The 15,023-nt window shown below is 50.1% G+C and carries 12 protein-coding genes; all 12 read left to right on the top strand.

The window, feature by feature from the left end; all coding sequences use genetic code 11:
• Positions 1–103: 103 nt before the first annotated feature.
• The 12 genes from recA (at position 104) to QZ176_RS01880 (ending at position 15,014) form a co-directional block, all read left to right on the top strand.
• On the top strand, positions 104–1,147 hold the full coding sequence (gene recA / locus QZ176_RS01935) for a recombinase RecA (RefSeq protein ID WP_295150832.1): 1,044 nt from the start codon (positions 104–106) through the stop codon (positions 1,145–1,147).
• On the top strand, positions 1,147–2,397 hold the full coding sequence (eno, locus tag QZ176_RS01930) for a phosphopyruvate hydratase (RefSeq protein WP_295150830.1): 1,251 nt from the start codon (positions 1,147–1,149) through the stop codon (positions 2,395–2,397). Before recA ends, eno begins: the two co-directional genes overlap by 1 nt.
• A 1-nt stretch (position 2,398) precedes the next feature.
• Complete coding sequence (locus QZ176_RS01925) at positions 2,399–3,223, top strand: hypothetical protein (RefSeq protein ID WP_295150828.1); 825 nt, start codon at positions 2,399–2,401, stop codon at positions 3,221–3,223.
• Positions 3,220–4,410 carry a hypothetical protein gene (locus QZ176_RS01920; protein ID WP_295150826.1) on the top strand — a complete coding sequence of 397 codons (1,191 nt, stop codon included), beginning with the start codon at positions 3,220–3,222 and terminating at the stop codon, positions 4,408–4,410. Before QZ176_RS01925 ends, QZ176_RS01920 begins: the two co-directional genes overlap by 4 nt.
• 9 nt (positions 4,411–4,419) lie before the next feature.
• Positions 4,420–5,049: an NAD(P)H-dependent oxidoreductase gene (locus tag QZ176_RS01915; protein WP_295150824.1), complete on the top strand. Its 630-nt coding sequence runs from the start codon at positions 4,420–4,422 to the stop codon at positions 5,047–5,049.
• 192 nt (positions 5,050–5,241) lie between these two features.
• On the top strand, positions 5,242–6,615 hold the full coding sequence (gene argH / locus QZ176_RS01910) for an argininosuccinate lyase (RefSeq protein ID WP_295150902.1): 1,374 nt from the start codon (positions 5,242–5,244) through the stop codon (positions 6,613–6,615).
• A 770-nt stretch (positions 6,616–7,385) separates the two neighbouring features.
• Positions 7,386–8,018, top strand: coding sequence for a uroporphyrinogen-III synthase (locus QZ176_RS01905; RefSeq protein ID WP_295150822.1), 633 nt, complete (start codon positions 7,386–7,388; stop codon positions 8,016–8,018).
• A 243-nt stretch (positions 8,019–8,261) separates the two neighbouring features.
• Entirely contained in the window at positions 8,262–9,518 is a 1,257-nt protein-coding gene (gene purD / locus QZ176_RS01900) for a phosphoribosylamine--glycine ligase (RefSeq protein ID WP_295150820.1), read from the top strand.
• Positions 9,515–9,952 carry an RDD family protein gene (locus QZ176_RS01895; protein ID WP_295150818.1) on the top strand — a complete coding sequence of 146 codons (438 nt, stop codon included), beginning with the start codon at positions 9,515–9,517 and terminating at the stop codon, positions 9,950–9,952. Before purD ends, QZ176_RS01895 begins: the two co-directional genes overlap by 4 nt.
• Entirely contained in the window at positions 9,939–12,197 is a 2,259-nt protein-coding gene (locus QZ176_RS01890) for an LPS-assembly protein LptD (protein WP_295150816.1), read from the top strand. The genes QZ176_RS01895 and QZ176_RS01890 overlap by 14 nt, the downstream gene beginning before the upstream one ends.
• Complete coding sequence (locus QZ176_RS01885; RefSeq protein ID WP_295150814.1) at positions 12,197–12,916, top strand: phosphoribosyltransferase family protein; 720 nt, start codon at positions 12,197–12,199, stop codon at positions 12,914–12,916. Before QZ176_RS01890 ends, QZ176_RS01885 begins: the two co-directional genes overlap by 1 nt.
• Positions 12,900–15,014, top strand: a complete 2,115-nt coding sequence (locus QZ176_RS01880) for a polyribonucleotide nucleotidyltransferase (protein ID WP_295150812.1) — start codon at positions 12,900–12,902, stop codon at positions 15,012–15,014. Before QZ176_RS01885 ends, QZ176_RS01880 begins: the two co-directional genes overlap by 17 nt.
• Positions 15,015–15,023 lie beyond the last annotated feature (9 nt).

The following is a 15,023-nucleotide window of genomic DNA, read 5'->3' as shown; positions in this document are numbered from 1 at the left end:
TCTTAAAAATTTCAAATTCCGACGCCGCGCCGAATTTGGGCGAATAATCAAAAATTCATTTCAAATTTGGTAAAATCAAGTGAATTTATTTTTAAGGAAAAACATGGACGAGGGAAAGAAAAAGACGCTGGATGCGGCGCTAAAATCGATCGACAAAGCTTTCGGCAAGGGCACGCTCGTGCGGCTGGGCGACAAGCAGGTCGAGCCGATAGACGCCATCTCTACGGGCTCTGTGGGGCTTGACATCGCGCTTGGCATCGGTGGCGTGCCGAAAGGGCGTATCATCGAGGTTTACGGGCCGGAGAGCTCGGGAAAGACGACGCTTACGCTTCATATCATCGCAGAGTGCCAAAAGGCGGGCGGAATTTGCGCATTCGTGGACGCCGAGCACGCGCTGGACGTCAAATACGCTTCAAATTTAGGCGTCGATACTGACAATCTCTACGTCTCTCAGCCCGACTTCGGCGAGCAGGCGCTCGATATCGTAGAAACCCTGGCAAAAAGCGGCGCGATCGATCTTATCGTCGTAGATAGCGTCGCCGCGCTCACGCCGAAAAACGAGATCGAGGGCGACATGGGCGATCAGCACGTGGGGCTTCAGGCGCGACTTATGAGCCAAGCGCTGCGCAAGCTCGCCGGCGTCGTGCATAAGATGAATACGACGGTGATCTTTATCAACCAAATCCGTATGAAGATCGGCGCGATGGGCTACGGCACGCCAGAGACGACGACCGGCGGCAATGCGCTTAAATTTTACGCTTCGGTGCGCATCGACATACGCAAGATCGCTACTTTGAAACAAAACGAAGAGAGCATCGGCAACCGCGCCAAGGTCAAAGTCGTGAAAAACAAGGTGGCGCCTCCGTTTAAGATCGCGGAATTTGACATAATGTTCGGCAAGGGCATCAGCAAGGTAGGCGAGCTGATCGATTACGGCGTAAAGCTCGACATTGTCGATAAAAGCGGCGCATGGTTCAGCTATGGCGACACGAAGCTGGGTCAAGGGCGCGAAAATGCTAAAATTTATCTAGAGAATAACCCTGCTGTCGCTGAAGAGATCACTGCAAAGATCCGCGAGCAGATGGGTAGCGTAAATTTCAGCACAGACGCGGACGATGAAGAAAATTTACAAAGTGGAGATGAATAATGATTTATATCGAAGATGTTTATGCGATAGAAGTACTTGACAGCCGCGGCAACCCGACCGTGAAAGCGACCGTGGCCCTAAGCGATGGCACCGTAGCAAGCGCGATAGTGCCAAGCGGCGCAAGTACTGGCAAACGCGAGGCGCTGGAGCTTCGCGACGGGGGCGATAGATACTGCGGCAAGGGCGTGCTAAAGGCTGTTGAAAACGTAAATTCTCAGATCGCCGAAGCCGTGATCGGGCTGGATGCCTTTGATCAAAAGGCGCTTGATGATGAGATGCGCGAGCTTGACGGCACCGATAACTATTCAAATTTGGGCGCAAATGCGGTGCTTGGCGTATCTATGGCGGTAGCGCGCGCGGCTGCCAAAAGCCTTGACGTGCCTTTGTATCGCTACCTTGGCGGCGCAAACGCTAGCGTACTGCCGGTGCCGATGTTTAATATCATCAACGGTGGCGCGCACGCGAACAACAGCGTGGATTTTCAAGAATTTATGATTATGCCGTTTGGCTTTGATAAATTTAGCGACGCGCTGCGAGCGGCGAGCGAAATTTATCACACGCTAAAAGGCCTTTTAAACGCAGCCGGTCACAGCACGGCGGTGGGCGACGAGGGCGGATTTGCGCCGAATTTAAACGATAACGAAGAGCCGATCAAGCTAATCATGCAAGCCATCGAAAAAGCGGGCTACAAAGCAGGCGAGCAGATCAAGCTAGCCCTTGACGTCGCAGCTAGCGAGCTGTACGAAAACGGCAAGTACAAGCTAGAAGGCAAGGAATTTTCAAGCGAAGAGCTGATCGAGCGATACGCGCGACTTTGCGAGAAATATCCGATATTTTCGATCGAAGACGGCCTAAGCGAGGACGACTGGGCGGGCTGGGCGAAGCTAACGAGCAAACTAGGCTCTAAAGTACAGCTTGTGGGCGACGATTTATTTGTAACGAACGAGAAAATTTTACGCGAAGGCACCCAAAAAGGCGTAGGTAACGCGATTTTGATCAAGCCAAATCAAATCGGCACCGTTAGCCAAACGATGCAGACGATCCGCCTAGCCCAGCGCAAAGGCTACCGCTGCGTGATGAGCCACAGAAGCGGCGAGAGCGAGGATAGCTTTATCGCGGACTTCGCCGTCGCGATGAATACGGGCCAGATCAAAACGGGCGCAACCTCAAGAAGCGAACGCAACGCCAAATACAACCGCCTGCTCGAGATCGAGCGCGAGACGGACGAGTTTTTAGGAAGCCGAATTTAAAATGTTTTTTAAAAAAAAGTCCAAGCGGGGCTTAAAAGGGGTTCAGCGCACCTATACGGACGGAGTGGATTACGCGGATACGCAAGGCAGATATTCAGACGCAGACCTTGACGAGGACGATTTTTTTGACGATGATGAATTTTATAGCGATGAAAATTTTGGCGGAGGCTTTAGCGAGGTAGGGGCTGGCTTCCGCCAAAATCGTAGCGGTGCTTCGCGTGGTATAGATGAAGCAGGCTCTACCTCTGAAGCCACAAGCAGCAGCTCTAATTTAAGCAGCAAAAGCTCTACTACAAGCGGAAACTACGAAGGCAGCGTGCAAGCAGATGCGGGCTTTTACGGCGCAGAATTTATTGGGAGTGGTGATTTAAAGAATGCAGAATTATACGCGAAAGAAAACCACTTCCCAAACGACGCGGATTTTGTGGCTCAGAGCGTAGACTACAGCTCTCAAGGCACGGGCTTTGTGGCGCAAGACATAAATTCTGCCACGCAAGGATTTTCTTTTGCGCCGCAAAATGCAGCCCCCGCCGCTAAAAAAGCTTTAAAAAAGCGTAAAAATTTAAAAGAACGGCTGAATTTTATCAATCCGTTTTCGCCGCTTAAGCAGATTTTTGCAGCTCTTGCGCTGATCGTCTGCGTCGTTTTTGCGGGCATCTTTGTGGGTGACGTGCTATTTGGCAAACGATCGTTTGAAGTGCTGCGCCAGCTGCAAAAAGAAAAGGCGTTTTTATTCACCGACGTTGAGCGGCTGAAAGAGGAAAACGCCGAGTTACAAAAGCTTTATTTAGAGCGTCGCTCGCTCGATCCGGACCTTAAAAAATGAAAAAAATTTCTTTGCTAATTTTAGGTCTTTGCGCTTTTTTAAACGCAGAGAATTTAAATAGCGCAAATTCAAACGCTACGAAACCAAACATCGTTGTGGTAAAAGAGCAAAATTCTACCGATTTGGTGATTAAAGAGCCAAAAAAAGGTGCGCAAAGCCCAAACGCTAAAAAGCAAGCTGTAATGAAACCTGAAACATCTAAAAGCCATACTGCAGCAATGCAAAAAAACGCCGCAGAAGCGAATTCCAGCGTCAAAGCAAGCGTCACCAAAAAAGCCGTGAGCGCACAGCTCTCGCAGACCGAAAAAAAAGCCCCTGCGCCCAAAGCGGGCATCGGTGCTCCTTCGCAAGCCATGAAAACGGAACTGAACTCTTCTGCGCAGCCTTCAGCTGCGACGCTTCCGCCTCCTGATGAGTTACCGATCGTGCCGGAAGTAAGCGAGTTAAATTCTACGGTAGCGCAAAATTTCAAGGCGGCACAGAATTCTACAGCTCAAAATTCTACGGCGCAAAACTCTACTGCGCAACAAAACGCGCAATCTGCTCCGCAAAATTCCAATCCGGCGCAAAGCTCCGCCGCCACGCCACAAAATACTCCTGCGCCTAAAAATTTTACGCAGCAAACCTTTGCGCTTCCTTCAGACGCTCTTACGATCGAAAGCCTGATCGTGCGATATAGGGACGACGACGGGGCTCTGCACGAAAAGATCGTTGATATCAATCGCTCAATTGATTGGCACGATGATTTCGTGCTAAGCGCGAGCGCCAAACCTGCGCTACATAGGGCACTGGACGTCTCGGTTACTTCGACTGATCCAAATTTACAAAAGCAGGTCTCGCAAAGTGGTATCACACCTAGCTTCGCGCCGCGCCTGGAGCTGCCGTTAGAGACGCTTAAATTTGACGACGGATTGAAATTTGTCATCCGCAAAGACAGCGTGCAGCTCATCACCGCAGACGATTTCAAAAGCTCCGACGCAAATGCTTCTGGCACGCTTGAAGCGGAGTTTTGGCGCCAAGAGATCCCGCTTAGCGGCGCGAGCTTTGCTGTAAATATCGGCGGCTTTAGCGACATCAATGTCACCAAAGAGGACGGCTACTACCGCATCGGCGTGCGCTCGCATGAGGGCAACCTTAGCATCAGACGCAAAGATGGCGGGTATTTGATCTACAAAAATTCTAATTAAGGAGAGGCTATGACGCATTTAGAGATTATGAAATTTCGCCACGCATGCAAAATTTTTGACGAGAATAAAAAGATCGGTAAAGCCAATTTCGACGCCATTTTGCAGGCAGGCATTTTAGCACCTAGTTCTACGGGACTAGAGCAATGGGACTTTTTGGTTGTGCAAAACAAGGCACTGCGCGAGCAAATCCGCGAAAAATCGTGGAATCAGCCGCAGATCACCTCTTGCTCACATCTGGTCGTGATTTTAGCAAAGATCAAGGACATAAAGCTAGGGAGTGATTATATCGAGCGAATGATTACACGTAAAAAAGATGAAGCGCCTAAATATATCGGCGACAGGCATAAATTTTATCAAGATTTTTTAAGCGGTTATTTTCACAACGACGATGAGGAGTTATTTAATTGGTCGCACGCACAGTGCATGTTCCCAGCACTTGCGATGATGAACGAGGCCGCAAGTCGCGGCATCGACAGCTGCCCGATGGAGGGGTTTGATCGCGCAGCGCTAAATAAAATTTTAGGCATTGATTGGAATGAGCGTCGCGTGGTGCTACTCGTGCCTTTCGGCTACCGCGTAAATCCACAGCCGCAAAAGATCCGTCGCAGCATGGATGACGTAGTAAAGTGGATTGAATAGACTAGTAAGCGCTTTTGAATCGCTAAGTTTGAGGCGCAATAAATTCCAAAGTCTAGTGCGCGAAGCGGTACGCGCATTTTTTAGAAATTTACCGCGCTTTAGCCTTTTTTCTCGCCCGCAAATCTTGTGCAGCGAGATTTAAAATTTTATAAAATCACCGAAAATTTAAACGAAGGAGCGAGCGTGAAAAAAATGTGGGAAGGGCGCTTTAGCGAGGCGAGTTCGGCGCTTTTGGAGGAGTTTAACGCCTCGATCGGCTTTGATAGGGCGCTTTGGCAGGAAGACATCGCGGGCAGCAAGGCGCACGCAAGAATGCTAGGCGCTTGCGGGATTTTAAAGGCTGACGAGAGCGAAAATATCATCGCTGGGCTTGACGTGGTGTTTGAAGAGATAAAAAGCGGAAAATTTGAGTTTAAAACCGCCGACGAGGATATCCACATGGCGATCGAAAAGCGCCTAAGCGAGCTCATCGGAAGCGATCTTGGCGGCAGGCTGCACACGGCGCGCAGCAGAAACGATCAGGTCGCGCTTGATTTTCGCCTCTACGTGCTTAAAAGCGGGGCTGCGATCGCCGAAAAGATCCGCGAACTAGTCGCCGCGCTACGAGATATAGCTAGCGAGCACGTGGACACGCTGATGCCAGGCTACACGCACCTTCAGCACGCTCAGCCAGTGAGCCTTGCCTATCACTTGCTGGCTTACGCGTTTATGTTTCGCCGTGACTACGAGCGCTTCGCAAGCCTGCGCGAGCGAAACAACCTCTGTCCGCTGGGCTCCGCCGCGCTTGCCGGCACGCCGCATCCTATAAACCGCGAGCTGGTCGCGCAGCAGCTGGGTTTTGCGGGAGTGACGCCAAACGCGATGGATAGCGTCAGCGACCGCGATTTCGCGCTGGAGATTTTGTTTAACGTAAGCGTGCTGATGACGCATGCGTCGCGCCTGTGCGAGGAGCTCATCTTGTGGAGCTCGCAAGAGTTCGGATTTGTCACGATCAGCGACGCCTACAGCACGGGCAGCTCGATCATGCCGCAGAAAAAAAACCCCGACGTCGCCGAGCTAATCCGCGGCAAAACGGGGCGCGTAAACGGCAATCTCGTCGCGCTGCTAACGGTGATGAAGGGCTTGCCGCTAGCCTACAACAAGGACATGCAAGAGGACAAGGAGGGCGTTTTTGATAGCGTCGCCACCGCGCTTGCGAGCCTTGAAATTTTAAAACAGATGCTAAAAACGGCTAAATTTAACGAGCAAAATATGCTAGCGATGACGCGCCGCGGGCACCTCACGGCGACCGATCTGGCTGATTATCTCGTGCGGGAGAAAAACGTGCCGTTTAGGCAGGCGCACTTCATCACGGGCAAGGCGGTGGCGTATGCGGAGAATTTGGGCCTAGATTTGAGCGAACTAAACGCACAGCAGCTTGCAAGCGTGGATGAAAGCTTGGGCGGCGATGCGGTTAAATTTCTTGACCTAAATGCATCCAAAGAGGCGCGCAAGTCGCAAGGAGGCACGGCAAATGAGAGCGTGGCGACGCAGATTGAAATTTTAAACGAGTGGCTGAAAGGCTAAATTTAAGGAGCTAAGTACCGCACGGATGCTCGGGCGAAATTTAGTGCTAAGTTTGGGCGAGAGCATACCGCTTGAAGCGCGCGAGATAAACGGATACAATCTGATACCGAGATTTAAGGGTTAGATCGGCAAAATTTTAAAATTCATAGTTGTGATTTTAAAATTTCGTAGTCGCAGCTTTAAATTTTAAAATTTGGCGAGCTCTACGACCTGTGCGGACACATATACGGGCTGGACGGGGCTGGCGAGCTATGTAATACGTCTGCTGCGTGCGGAACGGGCTAGGTGGTAGTGTTTTAAGCACCCGCCGCGGGTAATTACTGCGCAAATTTAAAACGACAGCGCGCCCTAAACTTGCTTTAGAGAGGGCGCTTGAGGTTATAAAGTTAAATTAAAAGGTTGGCTTGCATAAGGCGATGTATTTGAATTCGGCATTTTGCCTGCGAGATAAAATTTTAAAAAAGCGTGCCGCCGCTAGGTTGCTTAAGTGCGGATGAAAAGGTGCGAGTAGGCTTTGCGGCGAGTTTTTAATCGGCGTCGAGGGCGGCGCGGAGTAGAATTGAATTTGAACTCAAACATTAATAACGGTGGCTCGGATTTTTTTCGGGAGCAGAATTTAATCGAAGTAAATTTAAGCGTTAAGCGGCGTGCACGTAATTGATAAGGCGCGAACGGAATTTAATCAAAGCAAATGAAGCGGCATTTTCTTCGTTTCTACGCGTCGTGAAGGCAGGGGCGAGGCTCAAGCAAATTTAAACATGGAGGGCGTTTTGATATATTTGGTGTCTAATACGAGATTTGATCATCCGCAGGTGAGGCAGCTTGCGGTTTGCGAGATAAAATTTCTCAAATTTAGCCTGCCTGCGCAGATCGGCGCGCTAATTTTTACCTCCAAAAATGCGGTAGCGGCGATAAAATTTAATGAAATTTCGCCTGATTTAGATACACCCGTTTACGCTATCGGCGAGCCGTGCGCGGCGGCTGCGCGGGAGTTTGGATTTCGCGATATTTTTGTGGCGCGGCACGGGCACGGAAATGAGTTTGCCGCAGAGATCGCGCCGCTCTTGCAGGGCAGAGACGCGCTGTATCTGCGCGCGAGGCAGACGGTATCGAAGCTGGAGCAAATTCTATCTAGCGCCGACGTGCGGCTGCAAAGCGTGATCGCCTACGAAAATTCCATCCTCAGCCTTCCCGCCGCCGCAAAGCCGCCGCAAGGCAGTACGCTGATTTTTACCTCTCCTAAAAACGTGCGCGGCTTTACCGCAAATTTCGGCTGGGACGGGGGCTATAGGGCGATTTGTATCGGTAGGACGACGGCGAGCGTTTTGAGCGAGTTTTGCGAGCCGATAATCTGCGAAAGAAGGTCGATAAAATCCTGCGTCGATCTGGCGCTTTTGCCATAGTTTAAGCAAATTTTGACTATAATTTTGCCCAAGCCTGGGTGAAGCGAGAGCGTTTTATATGAGGGTTCAACATATTTGTATAAGCGACGACGTGAGAGGTCCGTGTGACGCGGCTCGGCTCGAGCTTTTTTTAAAGTTACGGGTTGCGACCTAGAGATTTTTCCTAGTTGCAAGATTGGCTTTGTTTGAGCCGATTCTTTTTACGCAACGCTCACTTGGGTTTTTTACGTTACGGAGGCTTCATTGAATATCCTAATAATCGGCGGCGGCGGTAGAGAATACGCGATCGGGCTAAGACTTCGCGAGGATAAAAACGTTTTAAATCTGTATTTTGCTCCGGGAAACGGCGCTACAAAGGCGCTCGGTAAAAATTTAGATTTAAAAGATTTTAATGAGCTCGCGCTCTTTGCCAAAAACAACGACGTAGCCCTTACCGTCGTGGGCGCCGAAGAGCCTCTTACAAAAGGTATCGTGGATATTTTTAAAGCGCAAGGCCTCGCGATATTCGGCCCCAGCGCTGCTGCGGCGAAGCTTGAGGGCTCTAAAGCCTATATGAAGGACTTTCTGGCGCGAAATCATATCAAAACCGCAAAATTTCTAAGCAGCGACGATCTATCCGAAATTTCAAAATTTATCGATACTCTAAACGGCCGCGTAGTGGTCAAAGCGGACGGCTTGTGCGCAGGCAAGGGCGTCATAATCGCAAGCTCTAAAGATGAAGCTAAAAAAGCCGCCGCAGATATGCTAAGCGGCGAAAGCTTCGGTGAAGCGGGCAAGCGCGTCGTCGTGGAGGAGTTTTTAGAGGGCTTCGAGCTGAGCTTTTTTGCGATCTGCGACGGGGAGAATTTCGTAAGCTTGCCCGTGGCGCAGGATCACAAAAAGCTGCTTGACGGCGATCTGGGCCCGAACACCGGCGGCATGGGAGCTTATGCGCCAAGCCCGCTAGCGGATGCCGCGCTGATAAAAAGAGTACAGAGCGAGATCGTAGCACCTACGCTAAAAGGGATGCGGCAGCAGGGCGCGCCATTTTGCGGCGTGCTATTCGTAGGGCTTATGATCGTAGGCGGCGAGCCTTACGTGCTGGAGTACAACGTCCGTTTCGGCGATCCGGAGTGCGAGGTTTTAATGCCGCTAATCGACGGAAATTTGAGCGAAATTTTATACAACGCCGCCGTAGGCAAGCTAAGTAGCATAAGCTTAAAAGAGCGATTCGCGGTGGGCGTCGTGATGGCTAGCGAGCGCTACCCTTACGGCTCTTCGCAGCCTGAGCCGATCAAGACGGGCGAAATTCCCGCGGGCGCACATATCTGCTACGCAGGCGTGAGTGAGCGAGAGGGGCGGATTTACGCTAGCGGCGGGCGCGTTTTGGTAAGCGTGGGCGTCGCACAGAGCTTAAAGCAGGCGCGCGATGCGGCTTACGCGCTGTGCGAAAATATAAAATTTAGCGGCGCGCAGTATAGGCGCGATATCGCGCACCAAGCCTTAAGAGATAAAATTTGATCATCGCTCCGCTTAGCAAGCGCGTAATCGCGTTTAGTATCGACGAAGCTGTGAGCGTAACGCTTTTTGTGGTCGTGCTATTTGCTATCGACGAGCCAGAGCTTGTTGCAGCGGCGCAGAGCGGAAGCAATCTTGAGGTACAAAAGATCGCTTCAAAATTCATTTTGCATTACGCGATAATAAAATTTTTATATCAAGCTATTTTTGTCTATCTATACGGCGCGACGCTAGGCAAGCTTGCGGTTAAAATTTATTGCGTCCGCGCCGACGGCAGCGCTATGGATATCGCTACGGCAGCGATCCGTGCGGCGGTTAGGTTGATAAGCGAGATGATCTTTTATATGGGATTTTTGGTGGCGCTTTTTACGAACTCGCGTCAGAGCCTGCATGATATGGCTGCGAAAACATTGGTGGTAGAGATTGAAAAAGAGTAAAAAATTTAAAATTCTAGCGCTTAGTTTTAGCGCTCTTTTAGCAAGCAGTGCGAGCGCAAAGGTCCAAGACGTCGAGCTTATAGCAGATAATGTCGAGAAAAACGGCTTTTTGACGGAGGCTAGTGGCAACGTAACGGTGTATTCACAGGACTACTTTATCACCGCCGATCGCGCTACATACGACGAGCAAAACGGCATCATCGAGCTTTTTGGTAACGTCAATGCGATGCGCGGCAGCAGCGAAACTACGCGCGCGCAGCATGTCAAAATCGATCTGAAAAACGATAAGCAGCAAGCCTACGTAAATTTTATGATGGACAAGGACTCTGAGCTTTGGATGCAAAACGACGCCAGTTGCAGCGACAGCGAGTATTACCGCGTGGAGGGCTCCAGCGTATCTAGCTGCAACGTCACCGATCCTGATTGGCGCATCAAATTTAGCAGCGGCATGCTAAATAAAGAGAGCAAATTCCTCCATCTTTTCAATCCAAGATTTTACGTGGGTGATGTGCCGGTGCTCTATCTGCCGTATTTCGGATTCCCGACCGACCGCACGCGCCGCACGGGCTTGCTACCTCCCGAGGCCGGTTATATCAGTAAGGAGGGGATCTATTATAAGCAGCCGATCTATTTTGCGCCTTACGACAGCTGGGATTTTCAGCTCGATCCGCAGGTGCGCACGCGCAGGGGCTTTGGCGTATACGGGACATTTCGATTTACGGAGTCGCCGTATTCTTACGGCGAGATTAGAGGAGGAGTTTTCGATAACTTCTCGCGGGCGCAAAAACGCCTCGAATACAAAAACGAGCGCCATCACGGCTTTGAAGTTCAATACGATCGCAGCAAGCTTGCGACCTATCTGCTAGATGGCGATCTGCGAGAAAATTTATGGATCGATTTTACCCAGCTAAACGATCTGGAATATTACGATCTGAAGGAAAAGGGAGGTCTTGGCAACGATGCGGATAATTCGCTCGTAACTTCACGGCTGAATTATTATTTGACCTCAGACGAGCACTATTTTGGCGCTTACGGACGCTACTACATCGATACGAGCAAGCTAAACGCCGATAATACCTTCCGCAACGAAGATACCGTCCAAGAGCTGCCGACGCTACAATATCATAAATTTAGCAATGATTTGGGACTGCCAAATTTGATCTATTCGCTTGATGCAAAAGCGCGTAATTACACCAGATGGGAGGGCGCGACTGCTCGCCAATACGAGTTTGACGTACCGATTAGTATAAGCACGCCGCTACTGGCGGATTATTTAAATTTCGCCTTTACCGAGCGAGTGTATATGACTAATATCGATTGGCACGATAAATTCTACTACGCAAACGGAGATCTTGACGAGGATAAAAGCACTTTCTACGCTAATCAATACACCGAGCTTTCGCTCTACACCGACGTAGCCAGGGCTTACGATAGCTTATATCATACGATGAGCTGGAGGGCGGATTTTAGAATTCCAAGCTGGCAGCAAGGCGACATCGAGGATAGAATTTTAAAGTATCATCAGTATAAATACGACCTTGCTCGCGGTGCAGTAGATCGTTCGCGGTTGGGTAACTTGCAAGACTCGCTTTATTGGGAGGATAACTTCTTAAGTGAGCTTAGTGACGAATACACTCACGAAAATGCAGCTTTAAGTATGACGCAGTTTTTTTATAATGAAGACGGACGTAAATTTTTACGCCATAGTGTCAAGCAGCGATATGACTTCGACGATCATGAGTTCGACGATTTAGAACACCGCATCGATGCGTATTTTGCAAATGGGCTAAATATCGGAAACCGCTTTACCTACTCGCATAAATATAAAAGCTTCGATAAGGTCTATACCTACGCCAACTACTCCAACGACGATTTTAGCTTTGGACTCAGCCACGCTTACGAATATGAAAAGCTAAGCATGGAGCCTAAACGCTATACGAAAGATAACTACGGCATCGTAAACGCTTCGGTAAATTTGCCTAGGAATAATAAAATTTTCGGTCGTTGGGATTACGACTTGGAGCGATCTTATTCTAAAATGTGGCGCGTGGGACTTTCTCATACGCGCAAATGCTGGAATTACTCTTTTGTGTATCAAGAGGATATTGAGCCTAAAAATACCAGTACGACGGGCTACAGCAAAGCAAGCAAGGAGCGCGGAATTTACTTTCTCGTAAATTTCTATCCGTTCGGCGGAGTAGGGTATGATTTTTCGGTAGATAGCGAATACGGAAGCGAAAAATAATGACGCCTAGAGCTGAGCTGATGTTTGAAAACCAAATCGATGCCGCGATGAAACTCGCAGAAATTTTACCCGCTACCGTGATCAAAAACGAAAATTTTCTAATAATCGCTCAGTCTCTGGAGTCGCTTGGCATCGCAAACCATCTTGCTCTAAAATTAGGGCTTGCCTATGAGTTTTTATTTACTGAGCCCGTTTTAGCGCCAAATAATCCTGAATGCGCGATCGCGTGCGTAAGCGAGACCCAAGAGATCGTGATGGTAGATGAGCTCGTGCGAAGCTTCGGCATCAGCCTGGATTACGTTTACGGGCAGGCAAACAGACTTTATGAGGAGAAAATTTTAAAAAATATGTATAAATTTCGCAAGGGCGAGCTTTTGGGAAATTTAGAGAAAAAAAACGTCATCTTGGTAGATGAGGGGTGTGAGAGCGGGCTGACCGCGCTTACTTGCATAAAGACGCTCGTAAGCTTAAACGCCAAAGCGATCTTTTATGCCACGCCCGTTATCGGCAGCGATAATGCAGATGAGATCGCCATGCTAGTAGATGGAATTTATGCCGTTCACAAGATCAGAGACTTTGTGAATGTGGATTTTTATTACAAAGAAAAAACGCTCTCAAGCGCGGAGGAGATAATGCAAATTTTAAACAAATGCCCGCTTTATCTGCCGTTTCACGAGACTAACAAAAACAAGGAGAAAATTAATGCAGTGCAAAATTGAAGTAAATGGCAATACCGAAATTTTCGATATCGACAAAGTTGCGAAACAAGCCGCGGGTGCGGCGCTTTTGCGTGTGAAAAATACCGTCGTGCTGGCTACCGTAGCGCGTGAAGAGACGCAGGTGCAGGAGGACTTTTTGCCTCTTACCGTGCAATATATCGAAAAGATGTACGCGGCAGGCAGAATCCCCGGAGGCTACATCAAGCGCGAGACCAAGCCTGGCGATTTTGAGACGCTAACGAGCCGCATCATAGACCGCTCGTTGCGCCCGCTCTTCCCGAAGGGTTATGCATATCCGACGCAGATCGTAGTTTACGTGCTATCGGCAGATCCGGAGGTTGATCTGCAAGTCGTCGCTCTTAATGCGGCGTCTGCGGCGCTATATCTTAGCGACATCCCGATTAAAGCGCCCGTCTGCGGCGTCCGCATCGGCTATCAAAACGGAAATTTCATCTTAAATCCGAGCAACTCCGAGCTTAAAGCCAGCGCGCTCGATCTTTACGTAGCCGGCGTCGGCGATGAGCTTTTGATGATCGAGATGCGCTCCCTGCCGCAGATTAATGGCGGCGCGCAGCAGATGAATGAATTTGGCGAAGATCTGATGGTGGATGCGATCGATTTTGCCGCAAAGGCGATAAGTGCGGGCTCAAGCGCTTACGAAGAGGCTTTTTTGCCGTTTAAAAAGCTGGATGCGAGCCTGGAGTACAAGCCCGAGATCGAGGATGAGGATATCGCGGATTTCATCGATGCAAACTACAAAGACGCCGTTAAAGCTGCGATCAATCAGATGGCAAAGAGCGAGCGCGCTACGGAGCTGAATAAAATCGTGGATCAAATTTTAACGACCGAGATCGCGGCGCAAAACGAGTGGAGCAAAGAGGTAGTCTCTAGCGTCATCGGCAAGTATAAGCGCGGCATCATCCGCACGCAGATCATCGAGGATCGCCGCAGAGCCGACGGACGCGCGCTTGATGAGGTGCGCCCGATCAGTATCGAGACCAATATCCTGCCGTGCGCGCATGGAAGCTGCCTATTTACGCGCGGGCAGACGCAGGCTTTGGTCGTCACTACGCTAGGCGGCGATAGCGACGCGCAGCTAAGCGACAGCCTAACGCAGCTCGAGCCGATCAGCGATAGATTTATGTTTAACTACAACTTCCCGGGCTTTTGCGTCGGCGAAGCAAGCCCGCTCAAAAGCCCGGGCAGACGCGAGCTGGGACATGGAAATTTAGCCAAAAGAGCACTATATCCAAGCATCGATCTAAACTCGCCGCAGTCTATCCGCGTAGTGAGCGAAATTTTAGAGAGTAACGGCTCAAGCTCGATGGCTTCGGTCTGCGGCGGCGCGCTATCTCTTCGGGCGGCGGGCGTGCCTACGCTAAAGCTTGTTGCGGGCGTCGCGATGGGCTTGATTTTTGAGGGCGACAAGCATGCCGTGCTAACCGACATAATGGGGCTTGAGGATCACGACGGAGATATGGATTTTAAGGTCGCGGGCACCTATGAGGGCATCACCGCGCTTCAGATGGATATCAAGCTCGGCGGCATCAGCCTGGAGGTTTTAAAAGAGGCTCTCGCGCAGGCAAAGCAGGCTCGCGCGCATATTCTGGGCCTTATGGAGCAGGCGGACGCAGCGATCGTCATAAATGAAGATGTGCTTCCGAAGCTTGAAATTTTTAGCGTCGAGGCGAGCAAAATCCCCGATATCATCGGTCAGGGCGGCAAGGTCATCAAAGAGATCACCGAAAGCTTCGGCGTAAATATCGATCTGGATCGCGAAAAGGGCGAGGTTAAGATCCAAGGCGCCAAAGCTAGCGGCGTGTCGGGCGCGAAAGAGAAAATTTTATCGATAGTCTCAAATTCTCGCGATTTCCGCAAGCCGCGCAATGAACGCAAAGAGGTAAAATTTCAGATCGGCGAGGAGTTTGATGGCGTGGTGCAAAGCGTGCTGGATTTCGGTACCTTCATCTCGCTACGAGACGGCGTGGACGGACTGCTGCGCGCTAAATTTATCACGACGCCTTACAAGGCGGGCGATGTGGTGCGAGTGCGCGTGACCGATCAGAAAGGCACTAAAATTTCACTGGAATTAGCTTAAAATTTTAAT

Source organism: uncultured Campylobacter sp. (assembly GCF_905373215.1).
Lineage (GTDB): Bacteria > Campylobacterota > Campylobacteria > Campylobacterales > Campylobacteraceae > Campylobacter_B.
Note: the sequence above shows the minus strand (reverse complement) of the source record. Positions and strands in the feature narration are given on the sequence as shown.

Bases quoted from the DNA above. Each gene is read 5' to 3' on its own strand.
- QZ176_RS01885 (WP_295150814.1), top strand. From the start codon at position 12,197: ATGACGCCTAGAGCTGAGCTGATGTTTGAAAACCAAATCGATGCCGCG.
- eno (WP_295150830.1), top strand. From the start codon at position 1,147: ATGATTTATATCGAAGATGTTTATGCGATAGAAGTACTTGACAGCCGC.
- argH (WP_295150902.1), top strand. From the start codon at position 5,242: ATGTGGGAAGGGCGCTTTAGCGAGGCGAGTTCGGCGCTTTTGGAGGAG.
- recA (WP_295150832.1), top strand. From the start codon at position 104: ATGGACGAGGGAAAGAAAAAGACGCTGGATGCGGCGCTAAAATCGATC.
- QZ176_RS01880 (WP_295150812.1), top strand. From the start codon at position 12,900: ATGCAGTGCAAAATTGAAGTAAATGGCAATACCGAAATTTTCGATATC.
- QZ176_RS01920 (WP_295150826.1), top strand. From the start codon at position 3,220: ATGAAAAAAATTTCTTTGCTAATTTTAGGTCTTTGCGCTTTTTTAAAC.
- QZ176_RS01925 (WP_295150828.1), top strand. From the start codon at position 2,399: ATGTTTTTTAAAAAAAAGTCCAAGCGGGGCTTAAAAGGGGTTCAGCGC.
- QZ176_RS01915 (WP_295150824.1), top strand. From the start codon at position 4,420: ATGACGCATTTAGAGATTATGAAATTTCGCCACGCATGCAAAATTTTT.